Below are 15,106 nucleotides of genomic sequence, written 5' to 3'. Positions count from 1 at the left end.
TACGAGATTTGTAAGGAGTAGTGCGGAGGCTTATTGAGCATGCAGACCTAGTATTGTTGACTATAGTCAACTTTATTGAGAGACGGGGAACCTGTAGCAATATAGGATTTCAGATTCTCGGTAATAATATCAACAATGCGGTCGGTATAGCGATCCGTATTGCCGGCAGAATGCGGTGTAATGATCACCTGCTCCATTCCCCACAGCGGATGATCCTGCGGCAGCGGTTCGGTCTCGAATACATCCAGGCCGGCACCGCGGATATGACCCGATTGCAGGGCTTCAATCAGATCGCCGGTATGTGTGGTGCCTCCGCGGCCGATATTGATATAATAGGAACCTTCCTTGAACACCGAGAAGACGGCAGCGTTGAATAAATGATGTGTATCGTCTGTAAGCGGCAATGTGTTGATCACAAAATCGCCTTGGCTAACCGCATCCTGCCATTGGCTGATCTGGAAGACCTCATCAAACTCCGCTGCCGGCTTGCCTGTACGGCTGACACCGATGGTCTTCATACGGAAAGCTTTAGCGATTCGCGCCGTTTCGCCCCCGATGGCTCCGGTGCCGAAGATGACAGCTGTCTTGCCGGACAATTCGGTTTCATTTCCATAGGAATGCCACTCACGCTTGCTCTGGTTAAGCACAGCCTTGTGCAGGTTTCGGGTGAAGCTCAAGATGAAGCCGAAGATCACGGCTGCGATAGGTTCGGCATGTACGCCACTAGCTGTGGTTAGAAGGACACCACGTTCCTGCAGGCGTTGTAGCGGCATTTTATCGATGCCGGCAGACCAGCTTTGTACCCAGCGCAGCTGCGATTCTCCGTCAAGCAGAGCCGCTCCGATTCCCTTAGCCCAGCCAATAACGATTTCGGCGCTCGCGAGCTGCTGAAGATCTGGTTCCTTGGCGCTTCCCAATTCAAGTGTATAGCCCGGGGCGGCCTCTCTGATTTTTGCCTGCTGGCTCGGTGTCAGGGGTTGAAGACATACAATGGATTTAGTCATGTTGGTTCCCTCCCGTTATGCTCTATGGTTGAACGAATAGATATGTTTAAGGATAACAAATCTACCACGAAAGGTGAAATGACCATGAAGAATGAAAAAGAAAGCCACGACAAAGAGCGCCTGTTCGTTGCAGTTCCTGTGCCCCCGGCGATTCGCGAATCTCTTGGGAGTCTGTGTCAGTCGCTTGCTACAGAAGTGTCATTTGCTAAATGGACACACCCCGAAGATTATCATATTACGTTGCAATTTCTGGGAGATACAGCAAAGCAGGACATCCCGGGTTTGATTGCAGCTCTTAAAAAAGTTGCCGCCGCAGGGACCCCGTTTGAACTTTCTCTGGAGGGCTTTGATACTTTTGGCCTTCCGGCTTCACCACGTGTATTATGGGCCGGCCTCAGCGGTGAATTGGAGAAACTTGATGCTCTGCAGAGCGCGGTAACTAACGCTACAGTACCTTTAGGCTTTGTAGCAGAGGACAGATCTTATAAGCCGCATTTGACGCTAGCCCGGAAATATCGCGGTGACATCCCTTATAAGGCCGAATTTGTCGAATTTTCGGAGGTTTTACGGCAAAAACGGGAACATTTGTCCTCTATTCGACACTGGACGGTAGATAGCCTTGTGTTGTATGCTACCAGAATGTGTGCCATTCCTATGTATGAAAATGTTGAAAACATGACATTCATCTAAAAAATTCGACAAAGGACAGTTTTCAAATCTTCCATTTTCGGTTACATAGAATAGGAATGTGCCGTGATATAGGAGGAGAATTATGGTTATTTATAAACAAAACCGCTATATTGCGCTGCTTATTGGCGTGATACTGGTGAGTTTCTCAGCGATAAACTTGCTGCATCCCGAACCAACGACAGAAGGGAAGTTAACTAAAGTCCAGGGTAAACTGAGTGCGCCCCCAGTGACCTCGGCGCTGGAGCTGGCACCAAAGACAACAGCTTCTAATCATACGAGGATACAGATACAAAGTACGATACATCCGGTGATCAGCAGTGCTGTGATACAACCCAAGCCGGACTGGAGCCTTCAGCAGAAGGCTGAGTGGTTGAGCCGCCAAACCATTGCCGCCGCAGACACGGTTAAACCTGCTGTGGTCAAGGGAGCCGCCGTCAAAACAAAGGCTGCAGCTATACCAGTCACACCAGCGGTACAACAGACGCTGCAAAAAACGGCAACGGCATCAAAGGGGAGTCAGACCGAAGCAAAGAAGGTCGCGGCAACTCAGCAACATCCCCCCATCATATTGTACTTCTCCCGGACGGAGCTACTAAGCCAGGAACAGAAAGATAAAGCAACCTGGCGCTACGCAGTTTCCGGAGAAGACCTGCTTCTGCTGCAGAAAATTGTCATGGCAGAGGCGGAAGGCGAACCGTACAAGGGCAAAGTGGCAGTTGCCAACGTTGTTCTGAATCGGCTACGGTCAGCCAATTTCCCCGACACGATGCATAAAGTAATCTATCAGAAGCGACAGTTCAGTCCAGTGGCGAACGGTCGTCTTAATCGCGTGAAGCCTAATGAGGATTGTATCAAGGCTGTTAACGCCGCACTATCGGGAATCAAGGAGGTTACAGACGACACCTATTTCTTTTTGTCGCTAAAACTTGCGCAGGATTTGACGGTACATCATACCCAGAAGTATGCCAAAACAATCGGCAATCATACTTTTTATAAATAATTTGATTTTTTGGGGAACCTCAGCTCATTATAGGGTAAGTATTCTATTATGAACCTGGAGGTAGAACTGTTGTCATGAAAATCACTTATTATGGACATTCAGCCTTGCTGGTAGAGTCCGAAAGCTGCAAAGTCATCTTTGATCCCTTTCTGTCAGGGAATCCAAACTCCGGTATCTCTCCCGATGAAATTACGGTAGACGCGGTTTTACTTACCCATGCCCATTCCGACCATTTTGGCGATGCGCTCGCTATTGCTGCGCGTAATCAATGCCCTATCTTTGCTGTATATGAGCTGGCGGAGTATTGCCGTTCTAAGGGAGCAGAGGTTAGGCATATGAACATTGGCGGCAGCCATACGTACGGCGGGTTTACCGTCAAGTACACCCAGGCCATTCATTCTTCCTCGATCGCAGAGGGGGATTCATGGATATACGGAGGTGAAGCGGCAGGAATCCTGCTGACCACTGACGGCAAGACGCTGTTTCATTCCGGGGACACATCGCTTTTTGGCGATATGCGCCTGATTGGGGAGCGGAACGATATTGATCTGGCTGCACTGCCGATTGGGGACATGCTAACTATGGGACCTGACGATGCACTGCTAGCTGCACGTTGGCTGCGGGCAGATAAGGTTATTCCTCTTCATTACAATACGTTTCCTGCCATTGCCCAGGACGGCGACAATTTCTGCAATAGGCTGCGCCAAGAAGGGATCACAGGCTTTCCGCTTAAACCTGGAGAGAGTGTCGATATATAATTTCAGCTTCTGCACAACAATAAGAGGGTGCCGGCAGCCAATGGCTTGCCGGACACCCTCTTATTGTTTCGTTTCTATAATATGCAAGACAACCAAGTCGAGCAGGCAGTAGCTGCTTCCGCTCAAGGCGTCAGCAGAACAGCCTCCTCGCTTCGAGGCTGCGATCTGGATCCCCGGCTCTCAGACAGGCCGCTTGCAGGCTTGCCGAGCATCTCCAGGACCGTGGCCGCACAGTGGCGCGGCTGATGCCGGTCAGGAGCCAGCCGGCGCTTCCGCTGCTCCTCCAGCGAGCCTCTCTCCCGGATCATTCGGGTGAACCATTTGTCCACGACTGCGGCGTCCAGGACCTCCGCTAGCCCCAGCTCCACGAAGTATTGGCAGTTCTTTTCCTCCTGACCAGGAATCGCTTTGTAGAACAGCATTGGGATGCCTTTGGCCTGGCCTTCCGTACAGGTCATGCCGCCGGGCTTAGTGATCAGCAGGTCGGACGCGTCCATCAGCTTGTTGATCTCCTTGCTGTAGCCGATAATCTTGACATTGGGGTGACTAAGCAGCGGGTTGCTCTGCATTTTGGACACGAGCTTGTCATTGCTGCCCATACAAAAGATAAGCTGAATCTCGTTCATCTGTGAGGTGAGCGAGGTCATGACATCTTTGCCGAACATTAGACCCCAGCCGCCGCCCATAATTAGCACGGTGGGGATGTCAGCGAGGCCGAGTTCTTTGCGAAGCTGGGTCTTATTCGATCTTTCCCAGAACTTGGGATGCACCGGAATGCCAGTCACGGTCACATACTCGGCAGGAATGCCGCGGCCGGTAAGAATGGCCTTAACGCGGGCAGTGGACACCAGATAGCGGTCTACCTCGTCGTTCACCCAGCTTCCATGCGCGTCATAATCCGTAATCAACGTATACAGTGGCACATTAAGGCCCTGTCGCTTCAGGCGGGAGATGACGGCAGCCGGAATGGGGTGGGTACAGATAATCAGGTCAGGCTTGAGCTGCTCAATGACCTGTGCAGCGTGAGTATAAAAAATCCGGTGAAGGGCTAGTTTGGTCAACCGGTTCAGTGATTTGTTGTATTGGGTCTTATACATCATGCCGACCAGTTTGGGCTGGCTGCTGACGGTTCTTCGGTAAGCGGAAAGAATCCAAGGAGCGACCGTTGGGTTAAGAAATCTGCCCAGCTCGATTACCCGGCATTGCACATCCGGATTCAGCAGCTTTATTCCTTCGGCCAGAGCATAGGCTGCCCCTGTATGGCCTGTTCCAAAGCCTTCCGAAAACAGCAGTACTCTTTTCTTTCGCATAAGTTCACCTGCTACTTTCCTTCATGAGTAGAATTGCGGCAATCTATCTATACTATATACGTGGCAAATCCTCACTCTTCTCACATTATACAAATAAGACGTAAATAGAAAGTTAAAACACTGCAATAAAATAAAAAAATAAAATGTTTAGCCTCAAGGTATTGCAAATATATAGGCAAAGTGCTAAAGTAATAAATGACCGATTGACCGGATTAGTAAAGTGGTCAGAAGTTCAATGGTAACCATTATTTCTTGAGAAGGGATGTGTACGGGTGGCTGTGGTAGATCGAAGGCAGCAGGTGCTTCAGGCCGCGACCAAATCATTTTCATTATTCGGCTATAAAGCGACCACGATGGATCAGGTGGCCAAGATAGCTAATGTCGGCAAAGGAACCATCTACACCTTTTTTACGAACAAGGAACAGCTGTTTGATGAAATCCTGCGTGACATGATGACTGAGATGAAAATGATTGCCGAGCGGGAGATCAGGCGCGACAAGCCCTTCTATGATAACCTGCACCGCGTGCTGGATGCCTTGTTGGAATTTCGAAGTGAACACGAGCTATTCATCAAGCTTTCCCAGGAAAATCGCGAATTCGGAACGCCGCAGGCTCAAGAAGGACTCGATAAGATCGAGAGCGTAGTATTGGAATATATCGAACGGGAGGTGGAACTCGCAATTCGACAGGGTGAGATCAAGCCCTGCGACCCTAAAATTGTATCGGTGGTAATGTTCAGGCTGTACATTGTGCTGACTGCCGAGCTGAACAAAACGCACACGCCTTTGGACAAAGAGCAAATTAAGGACTACTTTCGTTTGTTTCTCGCTGAAGGGCTGGCACAGTAATGTTTAGAATCGGCGTAGGGATGGCGCTCCTCATATCTGCTTTCCCTATCATTTATTTCTTCATACCTTGTTTGGCCATAATTTATGCAAAAAGGTTTCCTGCTTCGTCGCAAGCACACCGAGATGGTGCTTTTTTTATGGCTTTGATTGACTGAATGGGGAAAACGGTCACTTGGTGTTACAGTAATATTTCATACGTACAGCATTAAAGAAACACAACAAACACATTTAAAAAGAGCATATGTTCAAAAGGAGAGAACCAGAATGAAATCATTATCCGTGTTTATCAAGGACCTTGGTGCGGCTCTTAGAAATCCTAAGTTGCTGATCCCGATCATAGTTGTCCTCTTCATTCCGGTGATGTATAGCGGATTGTTCCTGAAGGCATTCTGGGACCCGTACGGCAAAATGAATGAACTGCCGGTCGCCGTGGTGAACCAAGATAAGGGCGCCAATTATGAAGGAAAAGAATTGACAGCCGGCAGTGACATGATAGAAGTACTTAAGGAGACGGATGGCTTTCAGTGGAATTTTGTAAGTCGTGAAGAAGCTGACGCCGGTCTTAAGAGCAACAAGTACTACATGTCCATTATCGTACCTGAGGATTTCTCCGAAAAGGCAACAACGCTGCTGGATAAAGATCCGCAGCCGGCCAAAATTATTTTTGAACCGAATGAAGGCTACAACTTCCTGGCTGGACAAATCGGGGGAACGGCCGTGAAGGAAATCAAGGCGAAAGTATCTGCTAAGATCACCGAAGCTTATACTGAATCCGTCTTTGATAAAATCACTGAAATCTCCAGCGGTCTTGGCGACGCAGGAGAGGGCGCGGGCAAGATTGCCGACGGCGCAGGCAAGCTGGATGACGGTGCGCTGAAATTGAAAGAGAACCTGCTGGTGCTGACCGATGGCACAGGCAAATTGAAAGATGGCGTAGAGCCACTGACTAAAGGCGTTACTGATCTGAACACTGGTGCAGCTGCCCTGGAATCAGGCACCAGCACATTGGCTGGTGGATTGCAGCAGTTGTCTGCTGCACAGAAGCAGCTTCAAGACGGCTTGAACCAAAGCTCGTCCGGTAGCAAGCAGCTCAGCACTGGTCTCCAGCAGGCCGTTACGGGTACAACGAAGCTGCAAGAAGGAACAAAGGCCGCTGTAGACGGCACAAGCAAGCTGCAAGCAGGCGCACAATCCCTGGTTGACGGCAGCAGCAAGCTGCAGGCGGGATTGAACTCCTCTACAGAAGGCAGCGCGCAGTTGGAAGCCGGTCTGAAGGCTTCCGCAGAAGGCAGCGCCAAAGTCACTGAAGGTGCAAAAGCAGTATCTGACGGCCTGCAGCAGCTGGCTCAGTCGAATCCGCAGCTTGCGGAGAATCCGGCAGTGCAAAAGCTGCTCGCCGCGAGCAAAGCGGTCGCTGACGGCAACGCACAGCTTCAGCAAAGCCAGCAGCAGCTGGCACAGGGCGCAAGCGCCCTGCACAGCGGCCAAGAACAGCTTGCCCAAGGTGCGGCGCAGCTGAACGCGGGCTCACAGCAGCTTGCAGGCGGCGTAAGCCAACTGCATGACGGTGCCAAGCAGCTGAACGCAGGCAGCACACAGCTGCTGCAAGGACAGCAGAAGCTGGCGCAAGGCGCTTCTGCGCTGGCAGCGGGCGGCGATAAGCTGACCGCTGGTATGAAGCAGTTCGGCGAGAAGCTGAGTGAAGCAGCAGCCGGCGGCAGCAAGCTGGCCGATGGCGGCAAAGCGCTGGGCGCAGGTACTTCGAAGCTTCTGAACGGAGTTGGCGAGCTGGGCAACGGTATCAACGCTGTAGCAGATGGCTCCAAGAAGCTGGCGGACGGTGCCGGAGAACTGAAGAACGGGATGGCTGATCTGAAATCCGGTTCCAATGAACTGGCTACCAAACTCGATGATGCTGCCGAGAAGACAAGTGCTGTAAGCAAAACAGATGCTATGGTTCAAATGTTTGCTGAGCCTGTTGTTATCGAAGATCATGCAATCAACAAAGTACCTAACTACGGTACAGGTTTTGCACCATACTTCCTGTCGCTGGGCCTTTTCGTAGGGGCACTTATCTGCACGCTGGTTATTCCTACGCGTGAATCAGAGGTTGCAGAAGCAACCCGGTTCAACCGCTTTATCAGCCGTACACTGACATTCTCGATGATGAGTCTGCTTCAATCGTTGATGGCGGCTATGATTGTCCTGTATGGTCTGGGTCTGGAAGTACAGAGTGTACCTCTGTTCTATCTGTTCACTTTCATCACAAGTCTTGCCTACATGATGATCATCCAGGCGCTTGTAACCTGGCTTGCTAACCCGGGCCGCTTCATTGTCATTGTCATTTTGATCTTCCAATTGACAACAAGCGCCGGTACCTTCCCGCTGGAACTGATTCCAGACTGGATGCAGTTCTTTAACCCGATACTGCCAATGACATACAGTGTTGCTGGATTAAAGGCAGTGATCTCTACCGGAGATTACAGCGCAATGTGGGGCGATATGGGAAGACTTGCTATCTATGGCGTGGTCTTCATGATGCTTACCCTCGCTTACTTCATGACACGCAGTCAGGATAATGAAATGGCTTTGAAGAATGAAAAAGTATTAACTGTATAATCGGTAAGCTGTTTTGGTTTGGACTATACAACAAGAAGCGCTCCCATGTGGAGCGCTTCTTGCGCATTTAGAAGTGACATTTTTCGTTAAAAAAGACGCTAGGTTAGGAAAATTTATGAAACATTTTTCAGTGCAAAAAAAATAATGCAAAGAATATGTATTACTCTACATGGAAATGCAAATAAATCTTTGGTTAAGTAAAGCTGTACAGCAAAAACTATAGTTATCAACATCATAAAAAACTATAATTTGCCCAGCATAAACCCCGGTGATACACTAGTAAAACCAAATCACCGCGGAATAATTATTTAGATTTTAATATGTCAAATTTTCTCGAGATACCGCCCCACTTTATTATAGAAAGGTTGCGTAAGATGAGACACACTGAACTGCCCCGCAAACAGGGCCTGTATGATCCCCAGTTCGAAAAAGATGCTTGCGGCATGGGATTTGTTGCCCATATTAAAGGCGTACCGTCCCATGAAATCGTAAGTAATGCTCTGACCATGCTCATTAACATGGAGCATCGGGGAGGCCAGGGAAGCGAGCCGAACTCCGGTGACGGAGCCGGCATTATGCTGCAAATCCCGCATCGTTTCTTTGCCTTAGAAGCCAAGAAGCTTGGCTTTGAACTGCCTGAGCAAGGCCATTATGGCGTGGGTATGATCTTTCTGTCTCATAACGAGGAGATCAGAGCCCGCCATGAGGCTCTCTTGAGCGAGATTATTGCCGAAGAAGGCCAAGAGGTGCTCGGCTACCGCGACGTACCTACTTTTGACGAGATGCTGGGTAAGACGGCTAAAGCCGCCAAGCCTTATGTGCGTCAGGTCTTTATCGGCCGTTCCGCAGCGGTATCCGATGAGCTGGCCTTCGAGCGGAAACTATACGTCATCCGCAGACGGGCTGAGCTGGCTATCCGTTACAGCGGTGCAGAAGAGGGAGAATCCTTCTATCTGCCAAGCTTATCTTGTCGCAAAATCGTTTATAAAGGAATGTTGACCACAGAGCAGGTGGGACAATTCTATCTTGATCTGCAGGATGAGAATCTGGAATCGGCAATTGCGCTGCTTCACTCTCGTTTCAGTACCAATACGTTCCCGAGCTGGGAACGCGCTCACCCGTACCGCTTCATGATTCATAACGGTGAGATTAATACGCTGCGCGGAAATGTGAACTGGATGCATGCCCGCCAATCACTGTTCAAGAGTGATGTGTTCGGCGAATCCCTCGATAAGATCAAGCCAGTCATCAATCCGGATGGTTCCGATACTGGGATGTTCGATAACACATTTGAGTTCCTGTACCTGAGCGGCCGCTCGTTGCCGCAGGTAGCCATGATGATGGTACCTGAGCCTTGGAACAACCATGACACCATGGATGAGCAGAAGAAAGCATTCTATCAATACCATAGCACCCTGATGGAGCCTTGGGACGGACCGGCTGCAATGGGCTTCACTGACGGTGTGCAGATCGGTGCTATGCTCGACCGTAACGGATTGCGTCCTGCGCGTTACTACGTTACAAAAGACGATAAGATTATCCTGTCTTCTGAAGCCGGCGTACTGGATATCCCGGCAGAGAACGTGCTGTACAAGGATCGTCTGAAGCCAGGCCGCATGCTGCTCGTGGATACGAAGGAAGGCCGCATCATTTCCGATGAGGAAGTGAAGGCAGCCATCGTCTCTGAACGCCCTTATCGTGAATGGCTGGATGAGCATCTGATTAGCCTCGATGAGCTTCCGGATGCGCCGGAGCTTCCTAATCCGAAGCATGACAATGTACTCCAATTGCAGCAGTCGTTCGGTTATACATTCGAGGATCTGCGCAAGGTGCTTGAGCCAATGGCATCCACCGGCGCAGAAGCTGTTACCTCTATGGGTTACGATGCTCCGCTTGCGGTGCTGTCTGACCGACCACAGCGTCTGTACAATTACTTCAAGCAGATGTTTGCCCAAGTAACGAATCCGCCAATTGATGCAATTCGTGAAGAGCTGGTCACTTCCACGACGACTACGATCGGTCCTGAGCGCAACTTGCTGAAGCCGGAACCGGAAAGCTGTCGGCAAATCTCCTTGGAGACACCGATCTTGTCTAATGAAGACTTCGCCAAGGTTCGCCATGTTCGCCGTGCAGGCTTCAAGTCGATGACCATTCCGATTCTGTTCCCGGCTGAGCTGGGCGCCGAAGGCATGCGTATCGCGATTGACCGGCTGGCTGAGGCGGCAGACCGCGTTATCGCCAAGGGCCACAACATTCTGATTCTGTCCGACCGCGGTGTGGACCGTGAGAATGCAGCGATTCCGGCCCTGCTGGCCGTAGCAAGTCTGCATCACCATCTGATCCGCCAAGGCACCCGGACCAAGGTTAGCATCCTGCTGGAATCCGGCGAGCCGCGCGAAGTGCACCATTATGCACTGTTGCTCGGCTATGGCGTCAGTGCGGTGAACCCTTATCTGGCGTTCGAGAGTCTGGACGATATGATCAGCCAAGGCTTGCTGCGGGGTATCTCGCATGCTAAGGCCGTGAAGAACTATATCAAAGCTGCGACGAAGAGCGTAGTTAAAATACTATCCAAGATGGGGATTTCGACCATCCAATCTTACCGCGGCGCACAAATCTTTGAAGCTGTCGGTCTGAATTCCGATTTCGTGGATCGTTACTTCACCTGGACGCCTTCCCGCATCGGCGGTATTGGCCTTGAGGAAGTGGCCGCGGAAGCACTGGCTCATCATAACCGGGCCTTTACCGAGAAGGACGGGAATGACAAGGTGCTGGATTCCGGCGGCGACTACCAATGGCGCAGTGACGGGGAAGAGCATTTGTTCAACCCGCAGACCATTCACCTTCTCCAGCACTCTGTGCGCAGTGGTGACTATAAGATGTACAAGAAATATGCTGCGCTTGTTCAAGGCGAGAGTGAGAAGCACTTGACCCTCCGGTCTCTGCTGGAATTCAACTCCCCTTATGAGCCGGTTCCGCTGGAAGAGGTCGAATCCGTAGAATCAATCATGAAACGCTTTAAGACGGGTGCGATGTCCTTCGGTTCGATCAGTAAGGAAGCGCATGAGACTTTGGCTATCGCGATGAACCGCATTGGCGGCAAGAGCAACACCGGTGAGGGCGGTGAAGACCCGGCACGTTACATTCCTGACAGCAACGGCGATTCCCGCCGTAGTGCGATTAAGCAGGTCGCTTCAGGACGCTTCGGGGTTACCTCGAACTATCTGGTGAATGCCGATGAGATTCAGATCAAAATGGCGCAAGGCGCGAAGCCAGGTGAAGGCGGACAGCTTCCGGGGCGCAAGGTATATCCTTGGGTTGCCGAGGTCCGTGGCTCCACAGCAGGCGTAGGTTTGATCTCGCCGCCGCCTCACCATGACATTTACTCTATCGAGGATTTGGCGGAGCTGATCTACGATCTGAAGAATGCCAATCCACGTGCAAATATCAACGTGAAGCTGGTCTCCGAAGTGGGCGTAGGAACGATTGCGGCTGGAGTAGCCAAAGGCCGGGCCGATATCATTCTGGTCAGCGGTTATGATGGCGGTACAGGCGCTTCGCCGATGAACTCGATCCGTCATGCCGGTCTCCCATGGGAGCTTGGTCTTGCGGAAACGCATCAGACGCTGATTCTCAACAATCTCCGTGACCGTGTAGTGCTCGAGACTGACGGCAAAATGCTTAGCGGACGTGACCTTGCTGTAGCGGTACTGCTCGGAGCAGAAGAGTACGGCTTCTCGACAGCGCCACTGGTGGCTGTTGGTTGTATCATGATGCGTGTATGCCAAATGGATACCTGTCCGGTGGGTGTAGCTACCCAGAACCCTGATCTGCGTAAAAATTTCACAGGTGATCCACATCATGTGGTTAACTTCATGAATTTCGTAGCACAGGATCTGCGTGAAATCATGGCTGAGCTCGGCTTCCGTACCATTGAAGAGATGGTTGGGCGTACCGATTGTCTCGATGCTGTGAAGGCTTCTTACCACTGGAAGAAGAAGGGCGTTGACCTTAGCAGTCTGCTGCATACGCCAGAGCTTCCAGAAGGCAGCACGCGCTTCCGCAGCCAGTATCAGAACCATGGCCTGGATGAGACACTCGATGTCTCCAAGCTGCTTGAACTGGCAGCTCCGGCACTCGAGAATGGTACTGTAGTTGAAGCCTCCTTGCCGATTACGAACGTGAACCGTGCAGTAGGTACGATCCTGGGTAGTGAGCTGACCCGTAAATACGGAGCGGCGGGTCTGCCGGAAGATACGATTCGTCTTCACTTCTCCGGTTCTGCCGGTCAAAGTTTGGGAGCGTTCGTGCCGAAGGGGATCACGATTACTGTTGAAGGGGACTCCAATGACTATGTCGGTAAAGGATTGTCCGGTGGTAAGCTGATCATCAAGCCATCACCGCAAGCTACCTTTGCAGCTGAGGATAATATCATCATCGGAAATACGGCATTGTACGGAGCTACTAGCGGGGAAGCCTATATCAACGGAATCGCCGGTGAACGCTTCGCGGTCCGTAACTCCGGAGCGAATGTAGTGGTTGAAGGCGTAGGTGACCATGGTTGTGAATACATGACCGGCGGGCGTGTAGTTGTCCTGGGTGAGACTGGACGCAACTTCGCGGCTGGAATGTCGGGCGGTATCGCCTATGTCTACGATCCGGACAATAGCTTCATCCAGCGCTGCAACCTCGAAATGGTTCTGCTGGAACGGGTAGAAGAGCCTGAGGAAGCTGAGGAGCTGTTCAATCTGATCTCCCGTCACAATGAGCTGACAGGTAGTGCGATTGGCGCGCGGGTTCTTGAGCAATGGAATGACAATCTGCCGCAGTTTGTTCGTGTTATTCCTAAGGATTACAAACGGATGATGCAACAGATTCGCAAGGTGGAGCAGACCGGCTTGTCCGGGGAAGCTGCCTTGATGGCCGCTTTTGAAGCCAATATGCGTGAGCTTGCCCGTGTAGGCGGTTAAGCGGAACGCAGTTCACTGTAATGATGAATTAAAGAATAGAGGGATTTGGTCCTGCTCCGCAGTGCGGGAGGGGCCAAATCCCTTTTTTATGATATGATATAATATTACATTTTTAGGGAAAATAAGATATGTGGTACACTGGAATGGTTAATTAGAAAAGAAAAGGTATTTCTATACGAGAGAGGAAGTGAGACTATGCTGACGACAGAACTTGCCGAACCGGTTGCCAGGCTACAGGGTGTGACCAAAAAAATCGGCTCTAAGACGCTGGTAAGCGATCTGACACTGGATATCCCGGCAGGCCAAATCTTCGGTTTTCTGGGGCCGAATGGCGCTGGTAAAACGACTACGATTCGGATGATGGTAGGCTTAATCTCGATCAGCCGAGGGGATATTTTGATCTGCGGCCGAAGCATTAAAGATCATTTTGAAGAAGCGGTGTCCCATGTCGGTGCTATCGTTGAGAATCCGGAGATGTACAAATTCCTGACTGGATATCAGAATCTCCGCCAATACGCGAGAATGGTAAGCGGCGTAACGAAGCAGCGGATCGATGAGGTCATAAAGCTGGTAGGGCTTGATAACCGAATCCATGATAAGGTGAAAACCTATTCCCTGGGAATGCGGCAACGGCTGGGTGTGGCCCAGGCACTGCTGCATCGGCCGAAGCTGTTGATTTTGGACGAGCCGACTAATGGACTGGATCCTCAGGGCATTCGCGAGTTGCGGGATTACTTGCGCCGGTTATGTCAGCAGGAGGGGACGACGGTTTTCGTATCCAGCCATTTGCTCTCCGAGATGGAATTAATGTGTGATAGTGTAGCCATTATTCAAAATGGCCGGCTGGTGGATGTTAGACAGCTGAAGAACGTAGGCGATACAGTGGTAGCGGCGGCAGAAACCTTGTTCGAAGTGGATCAAGCGGAAACTGCGATGGCCTTGGTTGGCCGGGGGATTGTAAAGGATGGAGGCCTTGTGCTGGAAGTGACACGCGAGGAAATTCCGGCTTTGAATGAGCTGCTGGTCAAGGGTGGGGTTAAGGTGTACGGAATTAGGGCCTTGTCCCGTTCGCTGGAAGATCAATTCTTGGAAATGACCGGAGGTGAAGGCATTGGGTAAATTCACGGGACTCATACATAATGAGAATATCAAAATTTACAGCAGAGCGCGTACCTGGGTGATGCTGTTGATTCTGGCAGTTATGAGTGCACTGATGCCAGTGTTGTTCTACTTCTCAGCTAGTGACAAGAGTCATCTCATGGGGCTTTGGGAGACCTTCCAAATGACTGTGAGTGTGGCCTTTTTCCTGAATACAATATTTACAGTTGTTGTGGCCTCAGACTCCATAGCGGGCGAATTCTCCTGGGGGACCATCAAGCTGTTATTGATTCGCCCGTGGAGCCGTTCTAAAATACTGCTATCCAAATACATTTCCATGGTGTTATTCAGTCTGCTAAGTACAGTGGTGCTGATTGCGTTTGGTCTGGGCTCTGCATACCTGTTCTCTTCTCAAACGGGAGACGTTATGACTTCCCTGACGGGCTGGAGTCCTTCAGCCTATTCCTTTATGGATTTGTTGTTCCGTTATGTTGAGTTGTTCTTGACCGCGACGCTGGCCTTTATGGTATCCAGTGTATTCCGGGCCAGCGGCCTGGCTATCGGTCTATCGTTGTTTATTATATTTGCCAAAAATCTGATTGTGATCATCTTCAACCCAGACCGATATGAGTGGGCGAAGTATCTGCTGTTTACCCACATGGACCTGCGGGTATATCTGTCTTCGGATGTTGGTCCCGGAGGAGTCACACTAGGCTTCTCGATTGCCGTGCTGGCTGCGTATTATTTGCTGTTCCTGCTGATCTCCTGGATTGTGTTCCGCAAGCGGGATGTAGCGGCTTAGGCCCAAG

Annotated in this window: 10 protein-coding genes; 8 read left to right on the top strand and 2 right to left on the bottom strand. The window is 50.8% G+C overall.

All coding sequences use genetic code 11. The features are described 5' to 3' along the window. Positions 1-47: 47 nt before the first annotated feature. A complete protein-coding gene (locus tag ACFVU8_RS25310) occupies positions 48-1,004 on the bottom strand; it encodes a D-2-hydroxyacid dehydrogenase (protein ID WP_387431029.1) in 957 nt (318 codons plus the stop codon). 84 nt (positions 1,005-1,088) lie between these two features. On the opposite strand from ACFVU8_RS25310, the gene thpR reads away from it, so the two are divergent. The 3 genes from thpR to ACFVU8_RS25295 all read left to right on the top strand — a co-directional run bounded on the left by thpR (position 1,089) and on the right by ACFVU8_RS25295 (position 3,452). After that, positions 1,089-1,694 carry an RNA 2',3'-cyclic phosphodiesterase gene (thpR, locus tag ACFVU8_RS25305; protein ID WP_387431028.1) on the top strand — a complete coding sequence of 202 codons (606 nt, stop codon included), beginning with the start codon at positions 1,089-1,091 and terminating at the stop codon, positions 1,692-1,694. A gap of 82 nt (positions 1,695-1,776) precedes the next feature. Further along, entirely contained in the window at positions 1,777-2,694 is a 918-nt protein-coding gene (locus tag ACFVU8_RS25300) for a cell wall hydrolase (protein ID WP_379467250.1), read from the top strand. 74 nt (positions 2,695-2,768) lie between these two features. After that, positions 2,769-3,452 carry a metal-dependent hydrolase gene (locus tag ACFVU8_RS25295; RefSeq protein ID WP_379467249.1) on the top strand — a complete coding sequence of 228 codons (684 nt, stop codon included), beginning with the start codon at positions 2,769-2,771 and terminating at the stop codon, positions 3,450-3,452. 122 nt (positions 3,453-3,574) lie between these two features. Here the strand turns inward: ACFVU8_RS25295 and ACFVU8_RS25290 are convergent, their stop codons facing one another. After that, positions 3,575-4,762 (bottom strand): MGDG synthase family glycosyltransferase, encoded by a 1,188-nt coding sequence (locus tag ACFVU8_RS25290; protein WP_379467248.1) that lies wholly within the window; start codon positions 4,760-4,762, stop codon positions 3,575-3,577. Between the two features lie 272 nt (positions 4,763-5,034). Here ACFVU8_RS25290 and ACFVU8_RS25285 point away from each other — a divergent pair, with 272 nt between their 5' ends. The 5 genes from ACFVU8_RS25285 (at position 5,035) to ACFVU8_RS25265 (ending at position 15,099) form a co-directional block, all read left to right on the top strand. Then, on the top strand, positions 5,035-5,610 hold the full coding sequence (locus ACFVU8_RS25285) for a TetR/AcrR family transcriptional regulator (protein ID WP_387431026.1): 576 nt from the start codon (positions 5,035-5,037) through the stop codon (positions 5,608-5,610). Between the two features lie 264 nt (positions 5,611-5,874). Beyond that, positions 5,875-8,229: a YhgE/Pip family protein gene (locus ACFVU8_RS25280; protein ID WP_379467247.1), complete on the top strand. Its 2,355-nt coding sequence runs from the start codon at positions 5,875-5,877 to the stop codon at positions 8,227-8,229. 374 nt (positions 8,230-8,603) lie between these two features. Continuing rightward, on the top strand, positions 8,604-13,199 hold the full coding sequence (gene gltB, locus ACFVU8_RS25275; RefSeq protein ID WP_379467246.1) for a glutamate synthase large subunit: 4,596 nt from the start codon (positions 8,604-8,606) through the stop codon (positions 13,197-13,199). Between the two features lie 195 nt (positions 13,200-13,394). Then, complete coding sequence (locus ACFVU8_RS25270; protein ID WP_387431024.1) at positions 13,395-14,318, top strand: ABC transporter ATP-binding protein; 924 nt, start codon at positions 13,395-13,397, stop codon at positions 14,316-14,318. After that, entirely contained in the window at positions 14,311-15,099 is a 789-nt protein-coding gene (locus tag ACFVU8_RS25265) for an ABC transporter permease (protein WP_379467244.1), read from the top strand. Before ACFVU8_RS25270 ends, ACFVU8_RS25265 begins: the two co-directional genes overlap by 8 nt. The last annotated feature ends 7 nt before the right edge of the window (positions 15,100-15,106 follow it).

Origin of the sequence: Paenibacillus sp. NPDC058177, from assembly GCF_042883835.1 — a bacterium.
In the GTDB taxonomy this organism is placed as follows: Bacteria; Bacillota; Bacilli; order Paenibacillales; family Paenibacillaceae; genus Paenibacillus_AQ; species Paenibacillus_AQ agri.
This window is presented reverse-complemented; position numbering and strand designations above follow the sequence as displayed.